General features: G+C 68.2%; 22 protein-coding genes and 3 tRNA genes. 14 read left to right on the forward strand and 11 right to left on the reverse strand.

Features of this window, described 5'->3' with window-relative positions:
* Positions 1-1129, forward strand: a 1129-nt coding sequence (locus ENSA7_RS03080; RefSeq protein ID WP_146157272.1) for a L,D-transpeptidase, incomplete at its 5' end; no start/stop codon positions are given.
* Positions 1130-1133: 4 nt separating this feature from the next.
* On the opposite strand, the gene ENSA7_RS03085 is transcribed toward ENSA7_RS03080, so the two are convergent.
* Both ENSA7_RS03085 and ENSA7_RS03090 read right to left on the reverse strand, forming a co-directional pair.
* Positions 1134-1652 (reverse strand): hypothetical protein, encoded by a 519-nt coding sequence (locus ENSA7_RS03085; protein WP_106087694.1) that lies wholly within the window; start codon positions 1650-1652, stop codon positions 1134-1136.
* Complete coding sequence (locus ENSA7_RS03090) at positions 1649-2569, reverse strand: serine O-acetyltransferase (protein ID WP_244923696.1); 921 nt, start codon at positions 2567-2569, stop codon at positions 1649-1651. Before ENSA7_RS03090 ends, ENSA7_RS03085 begins: the two co-directional genes overlap by 4 nt.
* A gap of 106 nt (positions 2570-2675) precedes the next feature.
* Here ENSA7_RS03090 and ENSA7_RS03095 point away from each other — a divergent pair, with 106 nt between their 5' ends.
* The 3 genes from ENSA7_RS03095 to ENSA7_RS03105 all read left to right on the forward strand — a co-directional run bounded on the left by ENSA7_RS03095 (position 2676) and on the right by ENSA7_RS03105 (position 4671).
* Positions 2676-2927 carry a hypothetical protein gene (locus tag ENSA7_RS03095; RefSeq protein WP_146157274.1) on the forward strand — a complete coding sequence of 84 codons (252 nt, stop codon included), beginning with the start codon at positions 2676-2678 and terminating at the stop codon, positions 2925-2927.
* Between the two features lie 132 nt (positions 2928-3059).
* Positions 3060-4568, forward strand: a complete 1509-nt coding sequence (pepD, locus tag ENSA7_RS03100; RefSeq protein ID WP_106087696.1) for a beta-Ala-His dipeptidase — start codon at positions 3060-3062, stop codon at positions 4566-4568.
* Between the two features lie 30 nt (positions 4569-4598).
* A tRNA-Val gene (locus tag ENSA7_RS03105) sits at positions 4599-4671 on the forward strand.
* Between the two features lie 14 nt (positions 4672-4685).
* Here ENSA7_RS03105 and ENSA7_RS03110 read toward each other — a convergent pair.
* The 3 genes from ENSA7_RS03110 to moaC form a co-directional block, all read right to left on the reverse strand.
* Positions 4686-4937 (reverse strand): BolA family protein, encoded by a 252-nt coding sequence (locus tag ENSA7_RS03110; RefSeq protein WP_106087697.1) that lies wholly within the window; start codon positions 4935-4937, stop codon positions 4686-4688.
* A 15-nt stretch (positions 4938-4952) separates the two neighbouring features.
* On the reverse strand, positions 4953-5357 hold the full coding sequence (locus ENSA7_RS03115; protein ID WP_146157275.1) for a hypothetical protein: 405 nt from the start codon (positions 5355-5357) through the stop codon (positions 4953-4955).
* A gap of 192 nt (positions 5358-5549) precedes the next feature.
* Complete coding sequence (moaC, locus tag ENSA7_RS03120) at positions 5550-6050, reverse strand: cyclic pyranopterin monophosphate synthase MoaC (protein ID WP_106087699.1); 501 nt, start codon at positions 6048-6050, stop codon at positions 5550-5552.
* A gap of 305 nt (positions 6051-6355) precedes the next feature.
* Here moaC and pntA point away from each other — a divergent pair, with 305 nt between their 5' ends.
* Both pntA and ENSA7_RS03130 read left to right on the forward strand, forming a co-directional pair.
* Complete coding sequence (pntA, locus tag ENSA7_RS03125) at positions 6356-7966, forward strand: Re/Si-specific NAD(P)(+) transhydrogenase subunit alpha (RefSeq protein WP_106087700.1); 1611 nt, start codon at positions 6356-6358, stop codon at positions 7964-7966.
* A 12-nt stretch (positions 7967-7978) separates the two neighbouring features.
* Positions 7979-9430, forward strand: a complete 1452-nt coding sequence (locus ENSA7_RS03130) for an NAD(P)(+) transhydrogenase (Re/Si-specific) subunit beta (RefSeq protein ID WP_219907898.1) — start codon at positions 7979-7981, stop codon at positions 9428-9430.
* A gap of 29 nt (positions 9431-9459) precedes the next feature.
* On the opposite strand, the gene ENSA7_RS03135 is transcribed toward ENSA7_RS03130, so the two are convergent.
* Positions 9460-10647 (reverse strand): UTP--glucose-1-phosphate uridylyltransferase, encoded by a 1188-nt coding sequence (locus ENSA7_RS03135; protein WP_106087701.1) that lies wholly within the window; start codon positions 10645-10647, stop codon positions 9460-9462.
* 254 nt (positions 10648-10901) lie between these two features.
* On the opposite strand from ENSA7_RS03135, the gene ENSA7_RS03140 reads away from it, so the two are divergent.
* Together ENSA7_RS03140 and ENSA7_RS03145 are read left to right on the forward strand one after the other, a co-directional pair.
* A complete protein-coding gene (locus ENSA7_RS03140) occupies positions 10902-12422 on the forward strand; it encodes an Rne/Rng family ribonuclease (protein WP_106087702.1) in 1521 nt (506 codons plus the stop codon).
* Between the two features lie 491 nt (positions 12423-12913).
* Entirely contained in the window at positions 12914-14056 is a 1143-nt protein-coding gene (locus ENSA7_RS03145; protein WP_181233035.1) for a PstS family phosphate ABC transporter substrate-binding protein, read from the forward strand.
* Here the strand turns inward: ENSA7_RS03145 and ENSA7_RS03150 are convergent.
* The gene (locus tag ENSA7_RS03150) at positions 14050-14526 is read right to left on the reverse strand and encodes a hypothetical protein (RefSeq protein WP_106087704.1); all 477 of its coding nucleotides are present in this window, start codon (positions 14524-14526) and stop codon (positions 14050-14052) included. The two genes, ENSA7_RS03145 and ENSA7_RS03150, sit on opposite strands and share 7 nt — an antisense overlap.
* Positions 14527-14646: 120 nt before the next feature.
* On the opposite strand from ENSA7_RS03150, the gene ENSA7_RS43090 reads away from it, so the two are divergent.
* On the forward strand, positions 14647-15768 hold the full coding sequence (locus ENSA7_RS43090; RefSeq protein ID WP_181233037.1) for a hypothetical protein: 1122 nt from the start codon (positions 14647-14649) through the stop codon (positions 15766-15768).
* 273 nt (positions 15769-16041) lie between these two features.
* On the opposite strand, the gene ENSA7_RS03160 is transcribed toward ENSA7_RS43090, so the two are convergent.
* Positions 16042-16128, reverse strand: a tRNA-Ser gene (locus ENSA7_RS03160).
* Between the two features lie 99 nt (positions 16129-16227).
* On the opposite strand from ENSA7_RS03160, the gene ENSA7_RS03165 reads away from it, so the two are divergent.
* From ENSA7_RS03165 to ENSA7_RS03180, 4 genes are all read left to right on the forward strand, one after another.
* Positions 16228-17040 carry a CPBP family intramembrane glutamic endopeptidase gene (locus ENSA7_RS03165; RefSeq protein WP_106087705.1) on the forward strand — a complete coding sequence of 271 codons (813 nt, stop codon included), beginning with the start codon at positions 16228-16230 and terminating at the stop codon, positions 17038-17040.
* Positions 17041-17115: 75 nt separating this feature from the next.
* Positions 17116-17189, forward strand: a tRNA-Arg gene (locus ENSA7_RS03170).
* Positions 17190-17279: 90 nt separating this feature from the next.
* Positions 17280-17810: a tRNA adenosine(34) deaminase TadA gene (gene tadA / locus ENSA7_RS03175; RefSeq protein ID WP_342352808.1), complete on the forward strand. Its 531-nt coding sequence runs from the start codon at positions 17280-17282 to the stop codon at positions 17808-17810.
* Entirely contained in the window at positions 17807-18790 is a 984-nt protein-coding gene (locus ENSA7_RS03180; protein WP_106087706.1) for a hypothetical protein, read from the forward strand. Before tadA ends, ENSA7_RS03180 begins: the two co-directional genes overlap by 4 nt.
* 116 nt (positions 18791-18906) lie before the next feature.
* Here ENSA7_RS03180 and ENSA7_RS03185 read toward each other — a convergent pair whose 3' ends face one another.
* The gene (locus ENSA7_RS03185) at positions 18907-19902 is read right to left on the reverse strand and encodes a hypothetical protein (protein WP_106087707.1); all 996 of its coding nucleotides are present in this window, start codon (positions 19900-19902) and stop codon (positions 18907-18909) included.
* A 370-nt stretch (positions 19903-20272) separates the two neighbouring features.
* On the opposite strand from ENSA7_RS03185, the gene ENSA7_RS03190 reads away from it, so the two are divergent.
* Complete coding sequence (locus tag ENSA7_RS03190) at positions 20273-21541, forward strand: 2-hydroxychromene-2-carboxylate isomerase (protein ID WP_181233039.1); 1269 nt, start codon at positions 20273-20275, stop codon at positions 21539-21541.
* On the opposite strand, the gene ENSA7_RS03195 is transcribed toward ENSA7_RS03190, so the two are convergent.
* Both ENSA7_RS03195 and ENSA7_RS43095 read right to left on the reverse strand, forming a co-directional pair.
* Complete coding sequence (locus ENSA7_RS03195) at positions 21520-22587, reverse strand: potassium channel family protein (protein WP_106087709.1); 1068 nt, start codon at positions 22585-22587, stop codon at positions 21520-21522. The genes ENSA7_RS03190 and ENSA7_RS03195 overlap by 22 nt on opposite strands.
* A 21-nt stretch (positions 22588-22608) precedes the next feature.
* Positions 22609-22782 (reverse strand): hypothetical protein, encoded by a 174-nt coding sequence (locus tag ENSA7_RS43095; protein WP_181233041.1) that lies wholly within the window; start codon positions 22780-22782, stop codon positions 22609-22611.
* Between the last annotated feature and the right edge of the window lie 23 nt (positions 22783-22805).

Genomic DNA, 22805 nt, shown 5'->3' on the forward strand with positions numbered 1-22805 from the left:
CGGAGACGGGGACGGGGACGGAGGCGGCGCGCTCCCGACTCTCGACGATGACGACACCGGTGGCGGTGACGGCGGGCCGACCCCCGAGATCGAGGACGGCCCCCCGAGCGGCAGCGACGACGGCGGCAACCCGACCGCCCCGGAGCCGGAGCCGGCCGAGGAGAAGGAGCCGGTCAGCATCCCCTTGTCGCCCACGCCCTGGCTGGAGAAGGGCTACTACCTGTCGCTCGGCGAGACGATCCGCGACGGGAGCCGCAGCTACTGGCGGACGGCTCGCGGGGGCGTCGTCGAGAAGGGCAGCGCCCACGGCGTCGATCCCAAGGACTACCAGGGCGCGGAGCTGACCCGCTCGATGAGCTTCCCGGTCGGCTTTGTCATGGTCAAGAACGGGACCAAGCTGCTGCGACTGGGCGACGACGACAAGCTGCACGCGACCGGCAAGAACCTCGAGAAGCGGACCTTTCTGGATCTCGGCGAAGAGGTTCAGATCGGCGGGCAGACCTACTTCTCGGTGATCCCCTATGTGCCGCCGGCCGAGGGGGCGGCCGAGGGGGCGGACGCGGAGACGGACGGCGGCGAGCCAGCAGTCGCGCCCACGCCCGAGGCCGAAGCCGACAGCTTGTTCGTCAAGGCCGACGTGATGCGCCTGGCGGAGCTGCAGCCGATCCCCAAGGGGCTCGACCCGTGGGATCGCTGGATCGACGTCGACATCACCAAGCAGATGTTGGTCGCCTACGAGGGCTCGCGGCCGGTGTACGTGACCTTGGTGTCGACCGGTAAGCGGGGCACCGACGAGGAGCCGTTCGAGACCCCGGTCGGTCGCTATCGGATCCGCAGCAAGCAGATCACCTCCAACATGGACGGCACGACCGCGACCGACGGAAACTACGCGATCCAGGACGTCCCGTGGGTCATGTACTTCGAGGGCAGCTACGCGTTGCACGGGGCGTTCTGGCACCAGAGCTTCGGCAGCGTGCGCAGCCACGGCTGCGTGAACTTGGGACCCAGCGACGCGCGGTGGTTGTTCTTGTGGTCCACGCCGTTCGTGCCCGATCACTGGCATGGCGTGACCGCCAGCGACGACAACCCCGGCACCACGATCGTGATCCGGCGCTCCGAGCCGAGCTGAGCAGTCAGCTCGACAGCGTGAAGTACGAAGCCCGGACCACGCGGGTGCCCCACATCAGCTGCATGCGGACCAAGAACAGGCCCGGCGCGAGGATCCGCAGCTCACCGACGATCCGGCGCAGCGGCTTGGGGTTGGCGGCCACGTCGTAGTCGAGGCGGATCACCGGGCCGCTGCCGTCGAGCGCCGGGGCCTCGCGCACGAGGTAGCGCGCAAACTCGAGGCGGTGACCCGGGAGCAGCCACGCGTTGGTGCCGAACTCGCCTTCGAACACCTCGCCGCGCCAGATCGGCAGCTGATTGATGAACCCGAGCAGCGCGCTGCGGGCCACGCCCGGCACCCAGTCGAACCCCGTGACGGCCAACACCCGCCCGCGCTTGTGGCCCTGCAGCTGCGCGAGCGAGGCGGGCTCGAGCTCGGCGAACAGCTCGTCGAGCGCAGCGATCGGCATGCGTGACAGCGACGCCGGATCGACCGCGTGCAGCGAGCTCGCGCGGGCGCTGGGTTGTAGCCGATGCTCGGTCATGACTCGTCCGTGTGGGTGAAGATCCGCAGCGAGGGCTTGTCGAGCATGACCGTGGTCTCGGGCGGGACACCGTGGGTGAGCCACACGTTGCCGCCGATCGTCGAGCCGCGCCCAATGGTCGTGTCGCCGCCGAGGATGGTTGCCCCGGCGTAGACCGTGACGTGATCCTCGAGGGTCGGGTGGCGCTTGCGACCGCGGCCGCGATCGCTGATCTCGACCGACAGCGCGCCCAGGGTCACGCCCTGGTAGAGCTTGACGTGCTCGCCGATCACGGAGGTCTCCCCGATCACCACGCCAGTGCCATGATCGATGAAGAACGAGGGGCCGATCGACGCGCCCGGGTGAATGTCGATGCCAGTGCGGCCGTGGACCAGCTCCGACATCATGCGGGGGATCAGCGGGACGCAGCGCATGTGCAGGTGGTGGGCGATGCGGTGGACCGTGATCGCCGTGACCCCGGGGTATGAGGTGATGACCTCGGGCGCGCTGAAGGCCGCCGGGTCACCGTCGAGCACCGCGCGGACGTCAGTCGAGATGACCTCGCGGATCTTGGGGATGTGCGCGAGCAGATCGATCGCGTGGGCGTGGGCCTCGGCCTGGACCTCGGCGGCGGGGCGCGGCTTGGCGCGCTGACCCGTGCCGCACTGAATGCCCAGCGCCTGGCCGATCATCCGCTCGAGCGAGCGCAGGCTGCGAGCGCACCGCTCACCCACGAAGTAGCGGGAGCTGAGCTCGTCGACCTGATCTTCGCCGATGAAGCCGGGGAACACGACCGAGATCAGGTCCGTGACCACGCGATCGACCGCGGCCCGCGATGGCAAGTTGCTGCCATCGAGGTGGTTGATGTTGCCCTGCTTGGCGTACGACTCGAGGATGTCCTCCACGAGCGCGGCGAGCTGGCGTTCGCTGTCGGTCACGGGCGGAATGTAGCACTGGTGCGCGGATCCACTGACCCGAGCGACCCGGGCATTTCGTGCCGGTTTTAGGCGGCGGGCCGCCGCGGATCTACAATGTTGGGCGACCGTGCACGACGATCCTCCCGACTCGTTCGATCCGCTCGACGACATCGTGCGCGAGCTGTTGCTCGAGCGCACCGCCGATCTCGACGCGCAGCGGCTCGCGGCGTTCATCGATGGGTGGGGCAGCCTCATGCGCCTGCTCGATCGCACCAACTTGCTGCTGCCAGGCGCTCCCGAGCCGCTGATCCAGGCCTTGCGGGCGGTCGTCCGCCGGATCCGCGAGTCGCAGGCGCGGGTCCTCGATGACGACGACTGAGGCTCCCCGAGCGAGACTCGTCCGGCGGCACGCGTCCGGTGGATTCCGCGCATATTCCGCGCAGTCCAGAGCGGTCATGCGAGGGTGACGCGGCTGTTCGAGCGTTTTGTGTCTCGGTAGCATTCCCCAGACATGCGCGATGATCTCGATCCGACCCTCGTGGGTCTCGAGCCAGCGGAGCTTTGGCGCCAGTTCGACGCCTTGCGCCGGATCCCCCGGCCATCGCTGCACGAAGCCGGCGTCCGTGCGCACCTCCAGGCGCTGGCCGAGCGCGAGGGCTGGGATCACAGCGGGGACGCCGGCGGCAACCTGGTGCTGCGGGTGCCCGGCCGCGGCGCTGGCGTTGGCAGTGCGCCCCTGGCGATCCAGGGCCACATGGACATGGTCTGCGAGAAGCGCAGCGACAGCGCCCACGACTTCTATAGCGATCCGATCCAGCTGCGGCGATCCGTGCGAACGATCCAAGGTCGCGATCGCGAGGTCCTCCACGCCGAAGGCACGACGCTGGGGGCCGACAACGGGATCGGGGTCGCGACCGGCCTCGCGCTGGCGCTGATCCCCGGCCTGGATCACCCGCCACTCGAATTATTGTTCACGGCCGACGAAGAGCAGGGCATGACCGGCGCGTTCGCCCTCGATCCCTCGCTGGTCACGGCTCGCCGACTGATCAACCTCGACGCCGAGTCCGACGGACGCATTTACTTGTCCTGCGCGGGGGGCCGTGAGCTCCACGCGGTGTGGGAGCTCGATCGCGACGATCGTCACCACGACGACGTCCCGGTCCGGCTGGCGGTCCAGGGTCTGCGAGGGGGCCACAGCGGCGTCGACATTCATGAGGGTCGGGCCAACGCGATCGCGGTGTTGATCGCGGTGTTGATCGACAAAGAGGTCGACCTCGAGGGCGTGCGGGTCGGCAGCTGCGATGGCGGCGGGCGGCCCAACGCGATCGCCCGCGCGGCCGAGACGATCCTGTGGTGTCCCCGATCCCGGGTGACCAGGCTGGCCGAGGCGATCGATCGGGTGGGGGCGCGCCTGGCCGCGTCGTTCGCCGAGGTCGATCCCGAGCTGACGGTCAGCTTCACCGAGCTCCCGGTCGACCAGCACGACAGCGTCGCCGGCCCGGTCTCCGCGATGACCAGCCGCGCGATGCTCGAGGCGCTGCGCAACCAGACCGACGGCGTGCTCAGCTGGTCGCGGGTGATCCCCGGCCTGGTCGAGACCAGCAACAACCTCGGCAGCATCACGACCGAGGCGGATCAGATGCGCCTGGTCATGCTCTCGCGCTCGTCCAAGACCGGCGCGCTCGAGGCGTTTCAAGACCGCTGCGAGCGGTCCCTCGAGGCCTCGAACGCGACGATCGAGTATCGCTATGGGTTTCCGGGTTGGGAGGCCCGCGTCGACACGCAGTTATTGCGTGTGGCCGAGACCGCGTACGAGCAGCTGTTCGGTCGCCCGCCCGTGCGCGAAGCGATCCACGCCGGGCTCGAGTGTGGGGTGCTCAACAATCGGATCCCCGGGATCGAGATGATTGCGTTTGGCCCCGACATCTTTGACGCCCACACCCCCAGCGAGAGCCTCGCGCTGGATACCGTCGAGCCGTTTTGGCGGTTCGTCGTGCGGCTGGTGGCAAGCCTGGTTTGAGACGGCGGACTCTGCTAGCTTCCCGCCACCGGGCGGGTAGCTCAGTTGGTAGAGCGTCGTGCTTACACCGCGAGGGTCGCAGGTTCGAGTCCTGTCCCGCCCAGTCGAGTGGTTGGTTCAGCTGGCGAGTTCCTCGTTCTCAGCTGGTGTGTTTGTGAACACAAACTCGAGTCGCACGAGGTCGTGGTCTTCAAACTGGCGCTGGAGGTGTTCCCAGACCAACCCTTGGCGCTGAGCCTCGTCCATGTGCTCAAAAGACGCCGACACGACCACGGCGACGAATTTGCGGCCATCTTGGCTGATGGTGACTGAGGACGGGGGCCCGACAGGGAGCGTTTCCAGCGCCGTCCGCAATGTCTCTTCGTTCATGGTGCCTCCAGCTTATCAAGGATCGCAGTACAGAACTGCTCGACTGCGTTCGTCCAGGTCTTGACGGTGTTCATGGCGGTCGGCGCGATGCACAATCCAGTGGCGTCGACTCATCATGGCTGCGAGGTTGTTCTTGTGGGGGGACAAGAGTGACTTCTCCAGCGCGCACTGTTCGAGCGCACGGGTCAGGTCGTAGATGTTGTTGAAGTTGGACCTCTCCAGAAAGGCTTCGATGCGGTCGATGATGAGCTGGTCGACCGATTTGCCACGATGTTGGGCAAGCTCGCTCATCGAGATGCGATCCTTGATGTTCTTGCCCACAGCGAACCCCAGCACCGCGAGTTGATCGGCGCTAGCGATCGGAAGCCTGAGCTCCAACGTCGTGCGGACGACGTCTTCGAGCGTCGCGTGCAAGAACACGACAGATGTCTGTCTTGGTGGGGCCACCCCTGGACTGGACCTGATCGTAGAGGCCCACGAGGCTCTGTACACGTCCGAGGTTGGAGTGTAGCCGATCCCTGACATGCGAAACGTCCACCACCGAAACGTGAAGAACCTTGGTGGGTTCGTCGAGGGAACATCTGCGCGCTCGTCACCCATCGTTCGTGCTGGTCACGTCTCGTCTCGCGTCCAGTGCCCGGACTTCCCGCCGCGCTTCTCGACCAGCTCGACCGCGAGGATCTGCATCCCGCGATCGATCGCCTTGCACATGTCATAGATCGTCAGCGCCGCGCCGGAGGCCGCCATCATCGCTTCCATCTCGGGCCCGGTCCGATCGACGACCTCGACGCTGGCCTCGACGATCACGCCGGGCAGCTCAGCGTCGAGCTCGAACTCGACCGCGATCGCGGTGATCCTCACCGGGTGACACAGGGGGATCTGGATCGCGGTCTGCTTGGCCGCGGCGATGCCCCCGAGCCGCGCGACGCCGAGCACGTCGCCCTTGCCGAGCCGGCCGGCCTCGATCTTGGCCAGGGTCGGCGGAGCCATGCGCACGCGCGCCCGCGCGCGGGCCATCCTCGGGCTCTCGGGCTTGGCCGCGATGTCGACCATGTGTGCGGCGCCGGTGGCATCGAAGTGGGTGAGCTCGCTGGGGTCCGCGGGGTTGGCCATGGCCCCTTATACGGCCCAGGTGCCTGGGCTGGCAGCGGTCCCGCGCGCCGCCGCAGCGTGAGATGCGCGGCGCTCTCGCGTCCCGACCCGGCCGCGGCCTGGCTTAAAACACGCGGGCGTTCGTGATACTGATGCAACGCTCGGCGGCCCCTGTTGGGCGGCCATACCCCCATGTCCACGGTCGTTGCCCTCCATTCGCGCCTCGCCTCGGCCACCGTACCGGTGGAATCGATGTTCGAGTGGATGCGAATTGAGGCACTTCAGACCCGGGCAAACGTGAAGGCGGTACTTCGATGAAGGTAGGGATGAAGGTAGGTATCCCAAAGGAGGTCCTCGCTGGCGAGCGTCGCGTGGCGACCACGCCCGAGACCGCCAAGCGCCTGCAGAAGCTTGGCTTCGAGGTCCTGATCGAGAGTGGTGCAGGCGCCAACGCCGACTTCTCCGACGATCTCTATACGGCGGCCGACTGCAAGATCGTCGCGGGCGCAGAGGCGCTGTGGGCCGAGGCCGACATCGTGCTGAAGGTTCGCGAGCCGATGCAGCACCCCGACCTCGGCAAGCACGAGGCCGAGCTGCTGCGCGCGGGGCAGGTGTTGATCTCGTTCATCTGGCCGGCGCAGAACCAGGAGCTGGTCGAGCTGCTCGCCGCCCGCAAGGGCACGGTGTTGGCGATGGACGCGGTGCCGCGGATCTCTCGCGCGCAAAAGTGCGACGCGCTGTCGTCGATGGCCAACATCGCGGGCTACCGCGCGGTGATCGAGGCCGCGCAGCACTTCGGCAGCTTCTTCACCGGGCAGTTCACGGCCGCGGGCAAGGTCCCGCCGGCCCGGGTGCTGGTGATCGGCGCGGGCGTGGCTGGGCTCGCGGCGATCGGCGCGGCCAAGGGCCTCGGCGCGATCGTCCGGGCGTTCGACACTCGACCCGCCGTCAAGGAGCAGGTCGAGTCGATGGGCGCCGAGTACCTGACCCTCGAGTTCGAAGAGGACGGGGACGGAGCCGGCGGCTACGCGAAGGTCATGACCGACGCGTTCATGGACGCCGAGCGGGCGCTGTTCGAGGACCAGGCCAAAGAGGTCGACATCATCGTCACGACGGCGCTGATCCCCGGCAAGCCCGCCCCGTACCTGATCACCGAGCAGGCGCTGAAGAACATGCGCGAGGGCTCGGTCGTGGTCGATCTCGCGGCCGAGCGCGGCGGCAACTGTCCGCTGGTCGTCGCCGACCAGGTCACGATCAAGCACGGCGTCTCGCTGATCGGCTACACGGACCTGCCGAGCCGGATGGCCAACGTCGCGTCCAACCTCTACGGTAACAACCTCTATCACCTGCTCGACGACATGGGCGGGGCCGAGGGGTTCAAGGTCGACGAGGACGACGAGGTCGTGCGCGGCACCTTGATCCTGAACGAGGGCGAGCTGCGCTGGCCGCCCCCCAAGATCGAGCCGTCCCCGCAGGCCAAGCCGGCACCCAAGCCAGAGGCCGCGGCTGCACCCAAGCCGGCGGCCGCGAGCGCCCCCAAGCCCAAGCCCAAGAGCTCGAGCAAGAAGAGCCACGGGCACGGCGGCGGCGCCAGCAAGCCGGCCAACCCATTGTGGTTGGCGCTCGGTGGGCTCGCCCTGATCGCCGTCGGCTGGGGCGGCAACGACGACTTCCTGGACCACTTCACGGTGTTCATCCTGGCCTGCTTCATTGGCTGGCAGGTGATCTGGAACGTGAGCCCAGCGCTGCATACCCCGCTGATGTCGGTCACCAACGCGATCAGCGGGATCATCATCATCGGCGGCATGCTGCAGATCGGGGGTGATCTCAGCGATCCCGCGGTCATCCTTGGCGCCATCGCGATCTTGGTCGCGACGATCAACGTCGCTGGGGGCTTCTTGGTCACCCAGCGCATGCTCAAGATGTTCCAAAGGTAGAGGGGCACGAACATGCTGCCAGCTGGACTACTCAACGTCGCGTACATCGCCGCGAGCATTCTGTTCATCCTCTCGCTCGCGGGCCTGTCCAACCAGGAGACCGCGCGGCGGGGCAACATCAACGGCATCATCGGGATGCTGATCGCGATCGCGGCGACCGCCGCCTACACCCTGGGCTGGTTCGAGGGGACCGCGCCCTTCACCCTCGGGGCCCAGGGCCTGGGCGTGCTCGCGGGGGCCGTGTTGATCGGCACGCTGATCGGCGGGTTCATGGCCGCGCGGGTCGCGATGACTTCCATGCCCGAGCTGGTCGCGGTCCTGCACAGCTTCGTCGGGCTCGCGGCCGTGTTGGTCGGGCTGTCCAGCTACATGGCGCCGCTGCAACAACTGAGCGGCACGGAGCAGCTGGTCCACGAGATCGAGATCTTCCTGGCGGTGTTCATTGGTTCGATCACCTTCACGGGCTCGGTCATCGCGTTCTTGAAGCTGCGGGGGTCGCTCTCGGGCCGGCCGCTGACCCTGCCGGGCCGGCACCTGCTCAACCTCGGGATGCTGCTTGGCTGCGTGTACCTGGGCTACGACTTCGTCGGCCAGGCCGACCACGGCGGGCTGACGCCGCTGCTGATCGTGACCGGGATCTCCGGGCTGATCGGGATCCACCTGGTCATGGCGATCGGCGGCGCCGACATGCCGGTCGTGGTCTCGATGCTCAACAGCTACTCCGGCTGGGCGGCGGCCGCGGCCGGGTTCATGCTGCAAAACGATCTGCTGCTGGTGACCGGCGCGCTGGTCGGCAGCTCTGGCGCAATCCTCTCGTACATCATGTGCGCCGCGATGAACCGCTCGTTCATCTCGGTGATCCTCGGCGGCTTCGGTGGCGGCGACGCGCCCGCGGCGAACGGCGAGCCCAAGCCCGGTGAGGGCAAGGGCCGCGACGACGTGATCGAGTTCGACGTGAGCGACACGATCGCGCTGCTGCGTGGCGCGAGCAGCGTGATCATCGTGCCGGGCTACGGCATGGCCGTGGCCCAGGCCCAGCACTCGCTGTCCGAGGTGGTCAAGGTCCTGCGCAAGGCTGGCGTCGAGGTCCGGTTCGGGATCCACCCGGTCGCCGGGCGCCTGCCGGGGCACATGAACGTGCTGCTCGCGGAAGCCAACGTCCCCTACGACATCGTGCTCGAGATGGACGAGCTCAACGACGACTTCCCGGAGACCGACGCGGTCCTGGTGATCGGCGCCAACGACATCGTCAACCCCAGCGCGCAGACCGATCCAACCAGCCCGATCGCGGGCATGCCCGTGCTCGAGGTCTGGCACAGCGCGACCGTGGTCGTGATGAAGCGGGGCATGGCCAGCGGCTACGCTGGCGTTCAGAACCCCCTGTTCTTCAACGAGAACTCGCGGATGCTGTTCGGCGACGCCAAGACCAACGTCGACGCCATCCTAGTTGGGCTCCGCGGGTAGGGGTAGGGCTCCGCGGGTAGGCCGGGCGCTCAAACCGTGTCCGAGCGCAAGCGCTTGACCATGGCGCGCATGCGCGGGGCCGCCTCGACCAGGTCTTCGCGGGTCTTGATCGGCAAGAACCGGCGCTCGCGATCGACCTCGAAGTAGTGCGCCTCGAGGTGCTCGGTGACCTGCCCGATCAGCTGCTCGAACTGCACGACCGGCATCGCCTTGCCCTGAGGCCCGGCGACGACCCGCTCGACCGGGAACCAATCCAGGTCGAAGTCGCGGTCGATCGCGGACAGCCAAAACCACAAGGTGTTGGTGTTGAACTGCGGGTAGGCGTCGAGGCTGACGTCCTCCGGCATCCGGAAGCCCTCGACGATCACCGGCCGACCCGCGACGACCGCCACGCACCCGCCCTTGTCGCCGGCTCGCCGCACGACCTCCACGCTCATGTGCGCGCCCGCGTCGACCGCTTGAATGTGGCCGCCGAGCAGCATCGGATCGAGCTCGGCGCCGAGGTTGTCGACGTTGGAGACCAGCAGGTGCTCGACGCCCGCCTGGCGAAGCTCTCGCAAGATCCCGCTGGCGCGCAGGCGCAGCAGCGTGTCGCCGTGGCCGGGCGCGCAGTACAGCAGGCTGTCGGGCAGCGACGCGGCGCCGGGGAGATCCTGCAGCGGGACCGCGTCGACGCCGACCCGCGGCATGATCGACTGCGAGAACTCGAAGCGCATGTCGCGAGGGATCCCGGCCCAGTCGATGTCATGCAGGTGCAGCCGGCTCGCCGCTTGCGTGGCGAAGCTGTGCATCAGCACCACCGGGATCGTCGCGTCGTACTCGCGGATCAGCTTGGCGATCTGCGCCAGCTTGACCCACAGGAACGACTCCGGCTCGCCGTGGACCACGGGCACGACGCCCTTGGGCTTGCCGCCGAACCGCGTCGCCATCCCACCATTGAGGATCAGCACCGCGGCCCGACCGTGGCGGAGCGCGAGCCGCCCGCGCTGGGCGGCCGACCCGAGGTTGCGACTGCTCTCTGCGACTCGCGCCCCGGCCCGGCCCGCGAACGTTCGAAAGTCACGCAGCGGTGGCGGGACCAGGGTCTCGAGTGGGGCGGGCGCCAGCGGCAAGCGTGCCGTCGCCTGCGAGAGCGCGCCGTTGGAGAGCCGCACCCGCAGGGCAGCGAACGCTGCGGCGTCGAAGGCGTAGCCAGCGACCGACGGACGGAGCTCCACCGAGTTGACATATCACCGGCCCGCGGGCCTTGACCAGCGACCCGTAGCGCAAAGTCGACACCCTCGGGACCCGGAGCCCAGCCGGATCCGCGCGGTGTCATCCCTCACGCGGCGTGACCCCCCGGGCATGGGCCCCACGCCCTCGGGATGGCTCGGACCCTGTATTTCGCATCCTGACGGTCCATGCTACCAACGCAGTGAGCGCGCCCCCTCTCGTGCGGCTGGCGCGAAAGCCCATCGGGCGACGTTCTCCAATGTCAGAATCGGTAATTGTCATCAACGCCGACGGCCCCGAGACCCGGGTCGCGCTGATCGAAAACGGCATCCTCACGGAGCTCTTCATCGAGCGCGAACGCGAGCGCGGGATCGTTGGCAACGTCTACAAGGGCAAGGTCCTGCGGGTGCTGCCGGGCATGCAAGCCGCGTTCGTCGACATCGGCGAGGACAAGGCCGCGTTCTTGTACGCCGGCGACATCGCGAGCCCAGGCGCGACCGTCGACAAGGTCATTGGCGACGGCGGCGTGCCCCGTCGCGGCTCGGCCAAGGTCGCCAACATCACCGACCTCGTCCACCCCGGCCAGGAGATCCTGGTCCAGGTCGTCAAAGATCCGATCTCCAGCAAGGGCGCCCGGATCACCACGTACATCTCGTTGCCCGGGCGCAACGTCGTGTTCATGCCGACGGTCAGCCACATCGGGATCTCGCGGCGGATCAGCAGCGAGCGGCAGCGTCGACGGCTGCGCCGGATCGTCGACGAGATGCGGCCCAAGGGGGCCGGCTTCATCGTCCGCACCGTCGCCCGTCATGCCTCGAGCGCGCAGGTCCGCGCTGGCATGGACTACCTGATCCGGCTGTGGGCCAACATCAAGGCCAACGAGCGACTCCACCGGGCCCCGGTGCTGTTGTACCGCGACCTCGATCTCATGCTCCGCACCGTCCGCGACAACCTGTCGCCGGAGTTCAACCGCGTGATCGTCGACGACCGGGTCGCCCACGATCGCCTGCTGCGGTTCTGCAACGCGTTCCTGCCCGAGTACTCCGGCCGCGTCGAGCTGTTCACCGGCCGCGACGGCGTGTTCGACAGCTACGGGATCGAGTCCGAGATCGATCGCGCGCTCGAGCGCAAGGTCGACCTCAAGAGCGGCGGCTCGCTGGTGTTCGATCAGGGCGAGGCGCTCACGGCGATCGACGTCAACACCGGCAAGTTCGTCGGCTCGAAGGGCAAGACCCTCGAGCAGACGATCACCCAGACCAACCTCGAGGCCGCCGACGAGATCGCCGAGCAGCTGCGCCTGCGCAACGTGGGCGGGCTGATCATCATCGACTTCATCGACATGGACCGCGAGTCCAACCGGCGCAAGGTCTACCGCAGGCTGCAAGACGCCCTGCGACGCGATCGCGCCAAGGCCCACATCACCAAGATCTCGGAGATGGGCCTGGTCGAGATGAGCCGCAAGCGCACGCGCGAGAGCCTCGAGCGTCGGCTCGGCATCGCCTGCGACGTGTGCGGCGGCAAGGGCTACCACAAGAGCCCGTCGACGATCTGCTACGAGATCCTTCGGCAGATCCGCCGCGAGGCCGAGCACATGGCGGGCGACATCATCTCCGTCACCGTCAACCCCGAGGTCGCCGATCTGATGAACGGGCCGGAGCTGCCCGCGGTGGACCACACGGTCAAGCGGGTTCAAAAGGCGATCGAGGTCCAGGGGCGCAAGGGATTCCACCCCGAGAAGTACGAGATCCGCGGCAAGAAGCCGTCGGCACGGGCTACTTAGCCCTCGGAGAGGGCTAAGTAGCCCGTGCCGACTCTGTTATGCCCCCAGCCAGCCCCGACGCGACCCGTGCTCGGCTGCGCCTCCGCGCGGGTCGCCACCCTCGCTGCGCTCGGGCTCGAGGTCGGGTCCGTCTGTGGGAACGCTTCGCTTTTTTGGCCCCCAGCCGGCCCCGACGCGACCCGTGCTCGGCTGCGCCTCCGCGCGGGTCGCCACCCTCGCTGCGCTCGGGCTCGAGGTCGGGTCCGTCTGTGGGAACGCTTCGGTTTTTTGGCCCCCAGCCGGCCCCGACGCGACCCGTGCTCGGCTGCGCCTCCGCGCGGGTCGCCACCCTCGCTGCGCTCGGGCTCGAGGTCGGATCCGTCTGTGGGAACGCTTCGGTTTTTTGGCCCCCAGCCGGCCCCGACGCGACCCGTGCTCGGCTGCGCCTCCGCGCGGGTCGCCACCCTCGCTGCGCTCGGGCTCGAGGTCGGGTCCCCGTTACACTGGTGGTGATGACGGACGCCGCCAGCGGTCGCGGGCCTGCCGAGTCGGGCGATCGTGCCGATGGGTCGGGGCGGGCGAGGATCGTTGGGTGGGGGTTGGCGCTGACTGGGTCGGCGCTGTTGCTGCTGACGGGCTGGCTGCTGATCCGGGTGGTCGAGAGTGGGCCGCTGCCGCCGTTTCTCGATGAAGGTGTGCCCCCGCCTGCGGTGGCCCGAGCGGCACCCAAGCCGAGCAACCTGCTGCGGCTGGCGGGGTCGGGCAGCAACTTGCCGCTGACCCGCGAGCTGGCGGCGGCGTATGTGGCGAGGCGGCCGTGGCTGCGGGTTCGGGTTCACGAGAGCATTGGCTCGAGCGGGGGTGTTCGCGCGACGGTCGAGCGGGCGATCGAGGTCGGGTTGATCTCGCGTGCGCTGCAGCCTGACGAGCAAGCGCAAGCGCTGCTGTCGATCCCCTACGCGCGGGTGGCCGTGGTGCTCGCCGCGAATCCTTCGGTCCCGGTCCGCGGGGTCACGCGCGAAGATCTGCTCGACCTCTACGCCGGGCGGCGCGAGCACTGGGCCGATGGCTCGCCCGTGGTGTTGCTCAAGCGCGAGCCCGGCGACTCGAGCCACCTCGCCGTGTATGCGGCGGTGCCGGAGTTCGAGGCGGTCGACGCGGACAGCTGGACCGCCGATCGCGGGCGCAGGCTGTTTCACGACCGCGCGATGCAAGAGGCGCTGATCTCCACGCCGGGCGCGGTGGGGCTGTTCGATCAGGGCCTGGCGACGATCCAGAGCCTGCCGATCGTGGTCCTGGAATTCGAGGGCCACCGTCCCAACGAAGACGCGGTGCGGTCCGGCAGCTATCCGATCTACAAAGATCTGGCGTTCGTGATCCCAACCGAGGAGTCCGATCCGCTGGCCCTCGAGTTCATCTCGTTCGTGTTCTCGGCCGAGGGGCAACGGGTGATCCGCGAGAGCGGCTACGTCCCGCTCGAGCCCCCGGCGCACTCGAGCTTCGCTCACCTGCGCGCGGTCGGCCCGGGGCCCGGGCAGCTCGACGCACGCGAGCAGCCGGGCGGCGTCGCGGGGGAGACCGACGCACGCGAGCCGCCGGGCGGCGTCGCGGGGGAGACCGACGCCGAGAGTGGCAGCGACGACGAAGCTCAGTGACTGCCCGACTGGATCGCCATGCGCTCGAGGTGCGCGCGCAAGCCAGCGCACTCGTCGGGCCCGGCCTCGGACCCGGCGGTGTACTGCTGGATCTCCTCGAGCAGCGCTTGTGGCGGCAGCAGTGCCCAGCGTCGTGTGGCGGCCTCGACCGGCGCGCCGCCGAGCTCGACGGCGCGGGCAGCCGCGTGCGAGAGCAGGCGATCGGGCGGGGCTGCGTCGGCGACCGCCCGATCGAAGCCCGCGCAGGCAAACCGGAGCAGGTCGAGATCTGGGGGCGCGAAGCCAGGCTTGGACGCACGCGTGCCCGCGTCGGGTGAGCTGGCGCGTGGGCCGGCGTTGTCGGTGCGGGTCGGCGTTGGCTGTGGGCTCGGCCCGCATGCCGCGATCGTGAAGAGCACGGCGCCGAGCCAGCCCCAGTGCGAGGCAACACGGCGGCTCGGGGTGACGTGGGGCTCGATCTCCGCGCTCACGCGGCGACGCTAGTACATCTGCGAACTCGCCAGCAATCGCAGAGGGCCGCCGCAGGGCCCAAGCGTTGGATTGGAGCCCCCGGGCTGGGTGATCGCGGCCGTCCAGAATAGACTGCGCCCATGCGACTCCAATGGCTGTGTCCCCTGGGTTTTTGCGTTCCGCTCGTGCTGCTTGGTTGCGGCGATGATACGAAAGAAGGTGAGAGCCAAGCCGACGCCACGGCCGGCACCGCCGACACCGGTGACACCACCACCGAAGACGAGAGTGGCACCGCCGAGCAGGGCGACGGAGACGGAGATCCAACCGGCGACGGCGATGGCGACCCCGGCGACGGCGACGGCGATCCGACCGGCGACGGCGACGGCGATCCAACCGGCGACGGCGACGGCGACCCAACCGGCGATGGCGACGGCGATCCAACCGGAGATGGCGACGGCGACGGCGACGGAGATGGCGACGGCGACGGAGACGGCGACGGCGACGGTGACCCGATCTGCCAGTGTGCCGACAACACGGACCTGATCTACGTGCTGTCCGATGACGCCGAGCTGTGGAGCTTCAACCCCGAGAACCTGCAGTTCGAGCTGATCACCAACGCGCTCGGCTGCCCCAACAACAACGCGTTCTCGATGTCGGTCGACCGCAACGGCAACGCGTTCGTGATGTTCCAGAACGACGACATCTACACGATCGACGTCAACAACCCGAACATGTGCTCCGACCCCGGCTACGCGCCCGGGCAGATGAACTTCGACAAGTTCGGCATGGGCTTCGTGTCCAACAGCCAGTTCGACCCGTGCGACAAGCTCTACGCCCACAGCTGGAGCGGCATGGGCGGGTTCGGCGAGGGCCCCAACGCCGGCCGCCTCGGGCGCATGGACAGCGAAGACCTGATGATGGAGACGATCGGCAACATCAACTACGACGGCGGCGAGCTCACCGGCACCGGCGACGGTCGCCTGTTCGCGTTCGCCGGCAGCCCCGCCAAGCTCGTCGAGTACGACAAGTCCGACGCCAGCGTGGTCTTGACCGAGCAGCTCAACATGAGCCTGACCAACGCCTTCGCCTTCGCCTTCTACGGCGGCGACTTCTACATGTTCACCGAGGCGCAGAACACCAACTTCTCGAAGGTCACCCACTACGACTTCGACGACACCAAGATGCTCACCAACGTGGTGATGCAAGCGCCCATCCGCATCGTCGGCGCCGGCGTCTCCACCTGCGTCCCCCTGGCGATGTAGAGAAAAGCGAAGCGTTCCCCAGTCGTCCGGACCTCGAGCCTGAGCGAAGCGAAGGTGGCGTAGCGCGCGGAGGCGAAGCCGAGCACGGTACGCGTCCGGGCGATTGGGGTAGAAGAAAAGCGAAGCGTTCCCCAGTCGTCCGGACCTCGAGCCTGAGCGAAGCGAAGGTGGCGTAGCGCGCGGAGGCGAAGCCGAGCACGGTACGCGTCCGGGCGACTGGGGTAGAAACAACAAAACGCCGCCTCGAGTGAGGCGGCGTTTTGACCCTTCTGTCGGAGCCAGAGGGATTCGAACCCTCGGTAAGGTTGCCCCTACACAGGATTAGCAATCCTGCACCTTCGGCCGCTCGGTCATGGCTCCCTGCGGGCCGCCGAAGCTAACGGCATTGCCCGCCGGTTGCAAGATGCGACGGGCGACAGGTTGCCGGAGCCCGAGTCGGCCGGCACACTGGAACGAATCGTGAGCAACCCCGCGCAACGTCCGCCCGAGCACGCCACCCTCGAGGTGTTTGTCCACGCAAGCACGGAGGTGGTGCTGTTGGCGCTGTCGTTTGTGGTTGGGATCGCGGTGCTGATGGTGCTGATGGCGGTCGGGCTGCTCCCGGATGCCGAGGCGGCGGGGTGGTCGGGGATCGTCGCGGGTCCGGTGCTGATCGGTACCGCTGCGCTCGCGTACCTGGGCATCGAGCGGCTCATGCTCCGCAACCAGGTAGCCCCAACGCTCGGGGTGCTGGCGCACAAGGGCGAGTCGAGCCAGCCGCTGGTCCCAGCCCGCGAGCGCAAGGGCGCCGTCGCGTGCGTGCTGATTGCGCTCGGCGGGATCGTGGTCGCGCTGGTGGGGAGCGGGCTGCTGGGCGTGATCCAGCAGCAATTGTTCGCCACCGAGGTCCAGGAGCAGCAGGCGATCCTCGAGCTCGTCGGCCGTCGGGAGACCTTCGAGCTGGTCCTGCTGGCGGTCTCGGCCGTGGTCCTGGCGCCGCTGACCGAGGAGCTGCTGTTTCGTCACATGTTCTTTCGTCGGCTGCTGCACGGGTCGGGCCCCACGCTGGCGTGGATCCTGCCCGCCGTGGCGTTCTCGTTCGCGCACTGGAACCCGGTCGGCGCCGTGATCTACGTCTGGCTGGGGTTGGTGTTCGCGTACAGCTACTTGCTCAGCGGCCGGCTGTGGGTCGCGATGGTCGTTCACGCCGGGCACAACGCGTTCGCCCTGAGCGTGCTGCTGTGGGCCCCGAACGCCCTCCCAAGCGCCCCAGAGGGGTTCTTGGGCGGCTGAGCCGAGCGCGGAAGCCCAGCGCTTGCGTCCGTGACGGGCGGCTGCTATGCAGCCGGCCCCGCACCAAGCGAGCATGCACCCATAGCTCAGCTGGATAGAGCGTCGGTCTACGGAACCGAAAGTCGGAGGTTCGAATCCTTCTGGGTGCGCGAGAGAGCCCCGTTCGTCGCAAGACGAGCGGGGCTCTCGCCTTTTGATCTCGCATTGCACCGCGGGCGCCACCGGGCGATCCTGAGTCGGTGGCGGACGAGCCCACCGCGGCGGATCTCGGGTACATGCGCCTGGCTCTCGAGCTGGCCGCCGAGGCTGGCGATCGCGGCGATGTCCCCGTCGGCGCGGTGGTGGTGCGGGACGGTCGGATCCTGGGCGTGGGCTTCAACACCCGCGAGCAGGACCACGATCCAACCGGACACGCCGAGGTCGTGGCCATGCGCGAGGCCTGTCGCCAGGCCCAGCGCTGGCGGCTGGACGGCGCGAGCTTGTACGTGACCCTCGAGCCCTGCCCGATGTGCGCGGGGACCGTGGTCAATACTCGGATCGCGCGGCTGGTCTACGGGGCCCACGATCCCAAGGCCGGCGCCGTGCGCAGCCTGTACCAGCTGTGTGAAGACCCCCGCCTCAACCACCGCGTCGAGGTGATCGGCGGGGTCTTGGGGGTCGAGTGCGCGGCGCTGCTCAAGGGTTTCTTCCGCGCGGCCCGAGCTCGGGCCCGGCGAGCGCGAGCGGCCGGCATCGAGGAGCCACGCTGGCGGCGGGGAGACGAGACATGAGCGAGCAGCTCGACTCGGTCGCCGACGAGGTCCTGCAGATCCAGTCCATGCTCACCCGCGAGCGGCTCGCGGTGGATGTGTGTGACGGCAACCGGACCGCGTTCTTGACCCACGTCGGCGCCGCGGCGCGGCTGATCCCCGGGCCCTGGATCGCGCATCGCCAATTGGTCATGTCGCTGGCGCTGTCCAACCTCGCGCCGCAGCAGCGAGCCTCGCTCGCGCACGCGGTGATCGTCGAGTGGGGTCGCGAGTTTGGGGTCGGGCGGCTGGTGCTGGGTGCGGTCGCGTCCGGGCTGCCGCTCGGGGGCTCGTCGCTGAGCATGCGCCCGCGAACCCCAGGCGGCGACGGGCGGCCGCACGTGCTCTACACCTGGGCCCTGGGTCCGCGCGCGACCCCGATGCCATGCGACTGGTTGCTGTTGCGGGCGCAGCCGGGGTGGGCGTGTGACAGCCCGGCGCGTCTGCTCGGCGCCCGCGGGCTCGAGACCCTCGCGCAGCTCGGCGGCAATGTGCTGTTGTTGGTGCCCAGCGCGGTCGCGGCCCGGCAGGTCGCGGACTCGGTCGGTCGCACGCTGACCCTCGATGCCCACCCTCGCTTCGCGCCATATTTGCCCGAGCAAGATCAGCGCCACGAAGCTCAGGACGACGCCTCCCTGCTGTTGTGGCCGCACGACGCGATCGGGGCCACGTCACTGCAGCGCAGGACGTTCTCGACGGCGGTGTTGGTGGCCGCTCCCGAGGTCGTGCGGCAAGAGGCGATGCGCTGGGCGTCGCAGCGTCCGGGTGTCGAGGTCGTCGACGCGGCGTGTCCCAGCCGCATGAATCGCAAGGCGTTGATGGCCTACTGGCGCGCGTGTGGGCGGCCCAAGATCTTGTTGCGTGGTGATCCAGAGTGGGCGGCCGAGGGTCGCCAGTGGCTCGAGTCGATCGGCGCAACTGTAGCGGCTCACTCCGAGGCGACGCAGCTAGGGCTGTTCTGAGCGGTCCTTCGACCACTCGCGGATCCAAGCCCGCGGATCTGACGAAACGACTCATCAACAAAAAAGCGAGCCCCGGCGGTCGCCGTGGGCTCGCTTGTTCGAGAGGTGGCTTCCGCTCAGGCGTCTTGCTGGGCGGCGAGCTGAACCAGCGTGGTCGGACCGGCGGGGGCCTTGGTCTGCTGCTGGTGGATCCGGTCGAGCTCCTCGCGGGCGGCCGGGCGCAGGGTCATCCACACGAAGTCGTGAAGATCGAGCAGATCCGTGGGCGGGTGGCCGAGCTCGGTGAGCTCGTTCTCCACGTGCTGCGCGACGTCGAGGTAGCGCTGGTACGCGGTCTCGCTGGCGCGCTTGGGCGGGTTGAAGCGCGGCAGCACGATCTTGCCCTGGACCGCGAACACGCTGGGGCGCATGCACAGGTGCTTGTGCGGGGCCAGCAGCGCGAGCGGGGCGGTCAGCACCTGCCATGAGGTGGCGGGGCCCTGAGCGCCGACCAACGCCGCCTGGAACTGGCGGAGCGTGACGCCTGCGGGGGCGTTTGCGATGTCGCGAATGGTCGCCGAGAAGTCTTGTGTGGGCTTGGTCTCGCGCAGCTTGCCGACGTGGGCGCTGGGCACCAAGTCGGTCCCCGCGACGACCTGAACCAGCGACTCGAGCACGCCCGCGTAGTCGCCGTGCTCATGCATCTCGTTGATGCGATCTGCGGCGAGCAGCTCACGGGCTTGCTTGATCGCGGGATCCCGATGGCGCTTGAGCCTGCGACCGCTGCCGCGATGCTTCTCGCGCCAGGCGTCGCCGGCGAAGCCCTTGGGGTAGTCCTTGAGCAGCAAGACCAGCTGATCGCCGACCGTGGGCAGGATCTCTTTCTTGCCGGAGGCGCTGGCGCGGACCTTGGCGCGCAGCTCGTCGGCGGAGCCGTCGTCGGGCGTGGGCGCCGGGACCATCAGCTCGTAGAAGCCCTTCTTGAACACGCGGACTTCGCCGTCGGTGAAGCGAAACGCTCGCTTGCCATCGCGCTCCCACAGGAACACGGCGACTCCCCACTTGTCGCGCTTGGCGTGACGGTAGAGCGCGTCCTCGTCCGGGGGTTCTTCGATGTTGACGGCAGCTTCCATGGGGCTCCTCATTGGCTGGTTTGGTCGGGGCGCGGTGCTTCGGTGACCAAGAGCGGTTCCGGAGCGGTCGTGAGGTGATGGTGCGCTTCGCGTCGATGGCTGGCTGAAGGCGACAGCTTTCGACAGCGAGCGCAAAACCACATCTGTCAGCGCGCCGCCAAACATAGCTAACTTGACGAAAAACGCAAGCTCTAGCCAATCTGCGGCTCAAACTGGCTATTTCGGAGTCAGGGGGCTTGTGTCGACTCACGGTGCGGACCCCTGGCCAAATCTTCATGTTGGGGGATGGCCATGATGCGCTAATGCCACCTCGCGGCTGGCTATTTGGCGATGTGTGGGAGCGTGAGTCAGGCTCGCTATGCTCACGGCGATGCCGACTCCAGCGCTGCGCTTCTACTTCGATTTTTCGTGTCCCTACGCCTACGTCGCGTCGACCGGGATCGAGGCGCTGGCGCAACGGACCGGCGCAGCCCTCGACCCGCGACCGATCTTGCTCGGCGGAGTGTTTCGTGCGCGGGCGACTCCACAAAATCTGTCCGAGACGCTGTCGCCCGCGAAGGCGCGTCACAACCTGACTGACATTCACCGCCAGGCCGCGCGCGCGGGCGTGCCGATCACGATGCCGAAGGGGCACCCGATCCGCACGGTCGAAGCCCTGCGCGCGCTGTTGGTGGTCGGCCCGCCGTTCATGCCGCTCGCCCACGCGCTGTTCCGTGCCTACTGGGTCGATGGGATCGATCTGTCGAGCCGCGCGGGCCTGCATCGAGTGCTGAGCGAGGCCGGCCACGACGCCGACGCGGTGCTCGCCAAGATCAGCGATCCCGCGATCAAGCAGGACCTGCGCGAGCGGACTGAAGAGGCGATCACGGCTGGCGTGTTTGGAGTCCCGACCTGCGTCGTGATGTCCGACCCAGAGCCACAGCTGTTTTGGGGTGTCGACCGCCTGGGCATGGTCGAGCGCTGTCTGACGGGTGCCAGCGCCGGGTCCTCGCCGGCCGTCACTCACGAGCCACCGCGCGCGCGGGTCGACGTCTACTTCGACTACGCGAGCCCGTTCGCGTACCTGGGTTGTCACCGGGCCGAGCAGCTGCTTGGCGACAGCGCCCGCTGGCATCCGATGTTGCTCGGCGCGGTGTTCAAGCAGGTCGGCATGGTCGACGTCCCGATGTTCACGCTGAGCGCCGCCAAGCGGCGGCACACCCAGCTCGACCTCGAGCGACAGGCGGCCGAGTCCGGGGCGCCGTATCGGTTCCCCACGCGATTTCCGATGCGCACGGTGCTGGCGCTGCGGGTCACGCTGGCGGCCCGGGCCCACGAGACCCGCGAGGGGCGGCGGCTGGTGCACGCATTGTTTCGGGCCTACTGGGCTGACGATCGCGACATCTCGGATCCCGCCGAGCTGACCCGGATCGCTGATGAGCTGGGCTTGGACGGCGCCGGCTTGGTCGCGGCGGCGGGGGAGCCCAGCGCCAAGCAAGCCCTGTTCGCAACGACCAACGCCGCGGTCGAGGCTGGCGTGTTCGGGGCGCCGACCTTCGTGGTCCACACGCCGACCGGGCCCGAGCTATTTTGGGGCGCGGATCGGCTCGAGCTCGCGGTCGAGACCGCCGAGACCAATCATGACGTGGCCTTGACCTGAAGCGCGCGCCAGTCGAGCCGCTCGGTCGCCGAGTAGACCAAGCGATCACCCGCCACAGACGAGAGCCCGTCGAGGATCGTCTTGGTCTCGAGCCCGCGGTTGACGGCCATGACGTGGACCGAGCGGCCGAGCAGCGAGCGGGCGAGCTCGAGGTAGCTGACGCCCGAGTCGTGGACCTCGATCGAGAACAGCGTGGTGCCCCGCCGGTTGCTGCTCATGACCTCGATCAGCTGGGCGATCCCGGGATCGTGGACCTCCTGGATCATCAGGTTTCCGGCGATCGTCATGCCGAGCACGATCGCGTCGCAATTGCACGAGTCGAATAGCGGGCGGTGCTTCTCGTCGAGGCACTCGGCGACGATGTAGATCTCCGCGTGGACCCGATCGATGACGCTGACGGCGGCCGCGACGATCGCGTCGCTGTTGCGGTTGCCGTAGTCGGGTGACAGCACCACGGCCATCCGGCACGCCTGGGCGCGGGCGCGGGCGTAGGTCTCGATGTCGTGCGAGGAGCCGCGCACGAAGATCACGTCGTGGAGCTTGAACGGCAGCTCGTCGATCGCGTCGCTGACGATCACGATCTCGCAGGCGCCCTGCTCGGGGTCGCTGCGGATCTCGTCGATCAGCTGCATCACGCGCTGCTCGCTGGGGAAGTGGACGATGAGGATGTGGTCCTTGACCATGGCGCGGCCGAGTCCTTTTTGGGCGTTGGAGACCGCGAGCGCGACCGCGTCGAGGACCATGCCGAAGAACAGGCTGAAGCTGGTCAGCCCAACGATGACGATGAAGACGAAGGTCCCAAGCCGAGCGCCGAGCGTGGTCGCGCTGAAGTCACCGTAGCCGATCGTGGTGATCGAGACCGCGCTATACCAAAACGCGTCGCCCCAGGAGATCGTGGGATCGACGGCGCGATCGAACACGTAGAAGCAGACGGCGTTGCCGATGATCGCGATCGCAAGCAGCAGCGCGATCGCGACGAAGCCGATCGAGCGGCGATCACGAATTCGGCGTGCAATTCGAACGAGGCGCAGTAACAGCAAGATCAATCCCTCACGAGGGTACCACCGTCAGGCCGAGGTCAGCTCCGCGTGGGCGCAGGCCAGCGGGTCGAACGAGCTGCGGTGGTGGTTGATGCCGAAGACCTCTCGAATGACCACGACGCCCGCGCGCGGCTGCCCGATCGGCCGACCGATCGGCGCTGCACCAAATTCGTGTCCATCGCTCGCATGATCGGCAGCCACGATCGCGCACTGGCCTGGGCAGA

Origin of the sequence: Enhygromyxa salina, assembly GCF_002994635.1 — a bacterium.
Taxonomy (GTDB): Bacteria; Myxococcota_A; Polyangia; order Nannocystales; family Nannocystaceae; genus Plesiocystis; species Plesiocystis salina_B.

Coding starts and splice junctions, on each gene's coding strand:
- pntA (WP_106087700.1), top strand. CDS start 6,356: ATGAAGGTAGGTATCCCAAAGGAGGTCCTCGCTGGCGAGCGTCGCGTG.
- ENSA7_RS03110 (WP_106087697.1), bottom strand. CDS start 4,937: ATGAACGAAGAGACATTGCGGACGGCGCTGGAAACGCTCCCTGTCGGG.
- ENSA7_RS03130 (WP_219907898.1), top strand. CDS start 7,979: ATGCTGCCAGCTGGACTACTCAACGTCGCGTACATCGCCGCGAGCATT.
- ENSA7_RS03185 (WP_106087707.1), bottom strand. CDS start 19,902: ATGGAAGCTGCCGTCAACATCGAAGAACCCCCGGACGAGGACGCGCTC.
- ENSA7_RS03085 (WP_106087694.1), bottom strand. CDS start 1,652: ATGACCGAGCATCGGCTACAACCCAGCGCCCGCGCGAGCTCGCTGCAC.
- pepD (WP_106087696.1), top strand. CDS start 3,060: ATGCGCGATGATCTCGATCCGACCCTCGTGGGTCTCGAGCCAGCGGAG.
- ENSA7_RS03180 (WP_106087706.1), top strand. CDS start 17,807: ATGAGCGAGCAGCTCGACTCGGTCGCCGACGAGGTCCTGCAGATCCAG.
- ENSA7_RS03190 (WP_181233039.1), top strand. CDS start 20,273: ATGCCGACTCCAGCGCTGCGCTTCTACTTCGATTTTTCGTGTCCCTAC.
- ENSA7_RS03140 (WP_106087702.1), top strand. CDS start 10,902: ATGTCAGAATCGGTAATTGTCATCAACGCCGACGGCCCCGAGACCCGG.
- moaC (WP_106087699.1), bottom strand. CDS start 6,050: ATGGCCAACCCCGCGGACCCCAGCGAGCTCACCCACTTCGATGCCACC.
- ENSA7_RS03145 (WP_181233035.1), top strand. CDS start 12,914: ATGACGGACGCCGCCAGCGGTCGCGGGCCTGCCGAGTCGGGCGATCGT.
- ENSA7_RS43090 (WP_181233037.1), top strand. CDS start 14,647: ATGCGACTCCAATGGCTGTGTCCCCTGGGTTTTTGCGTTCCGCTCGTG.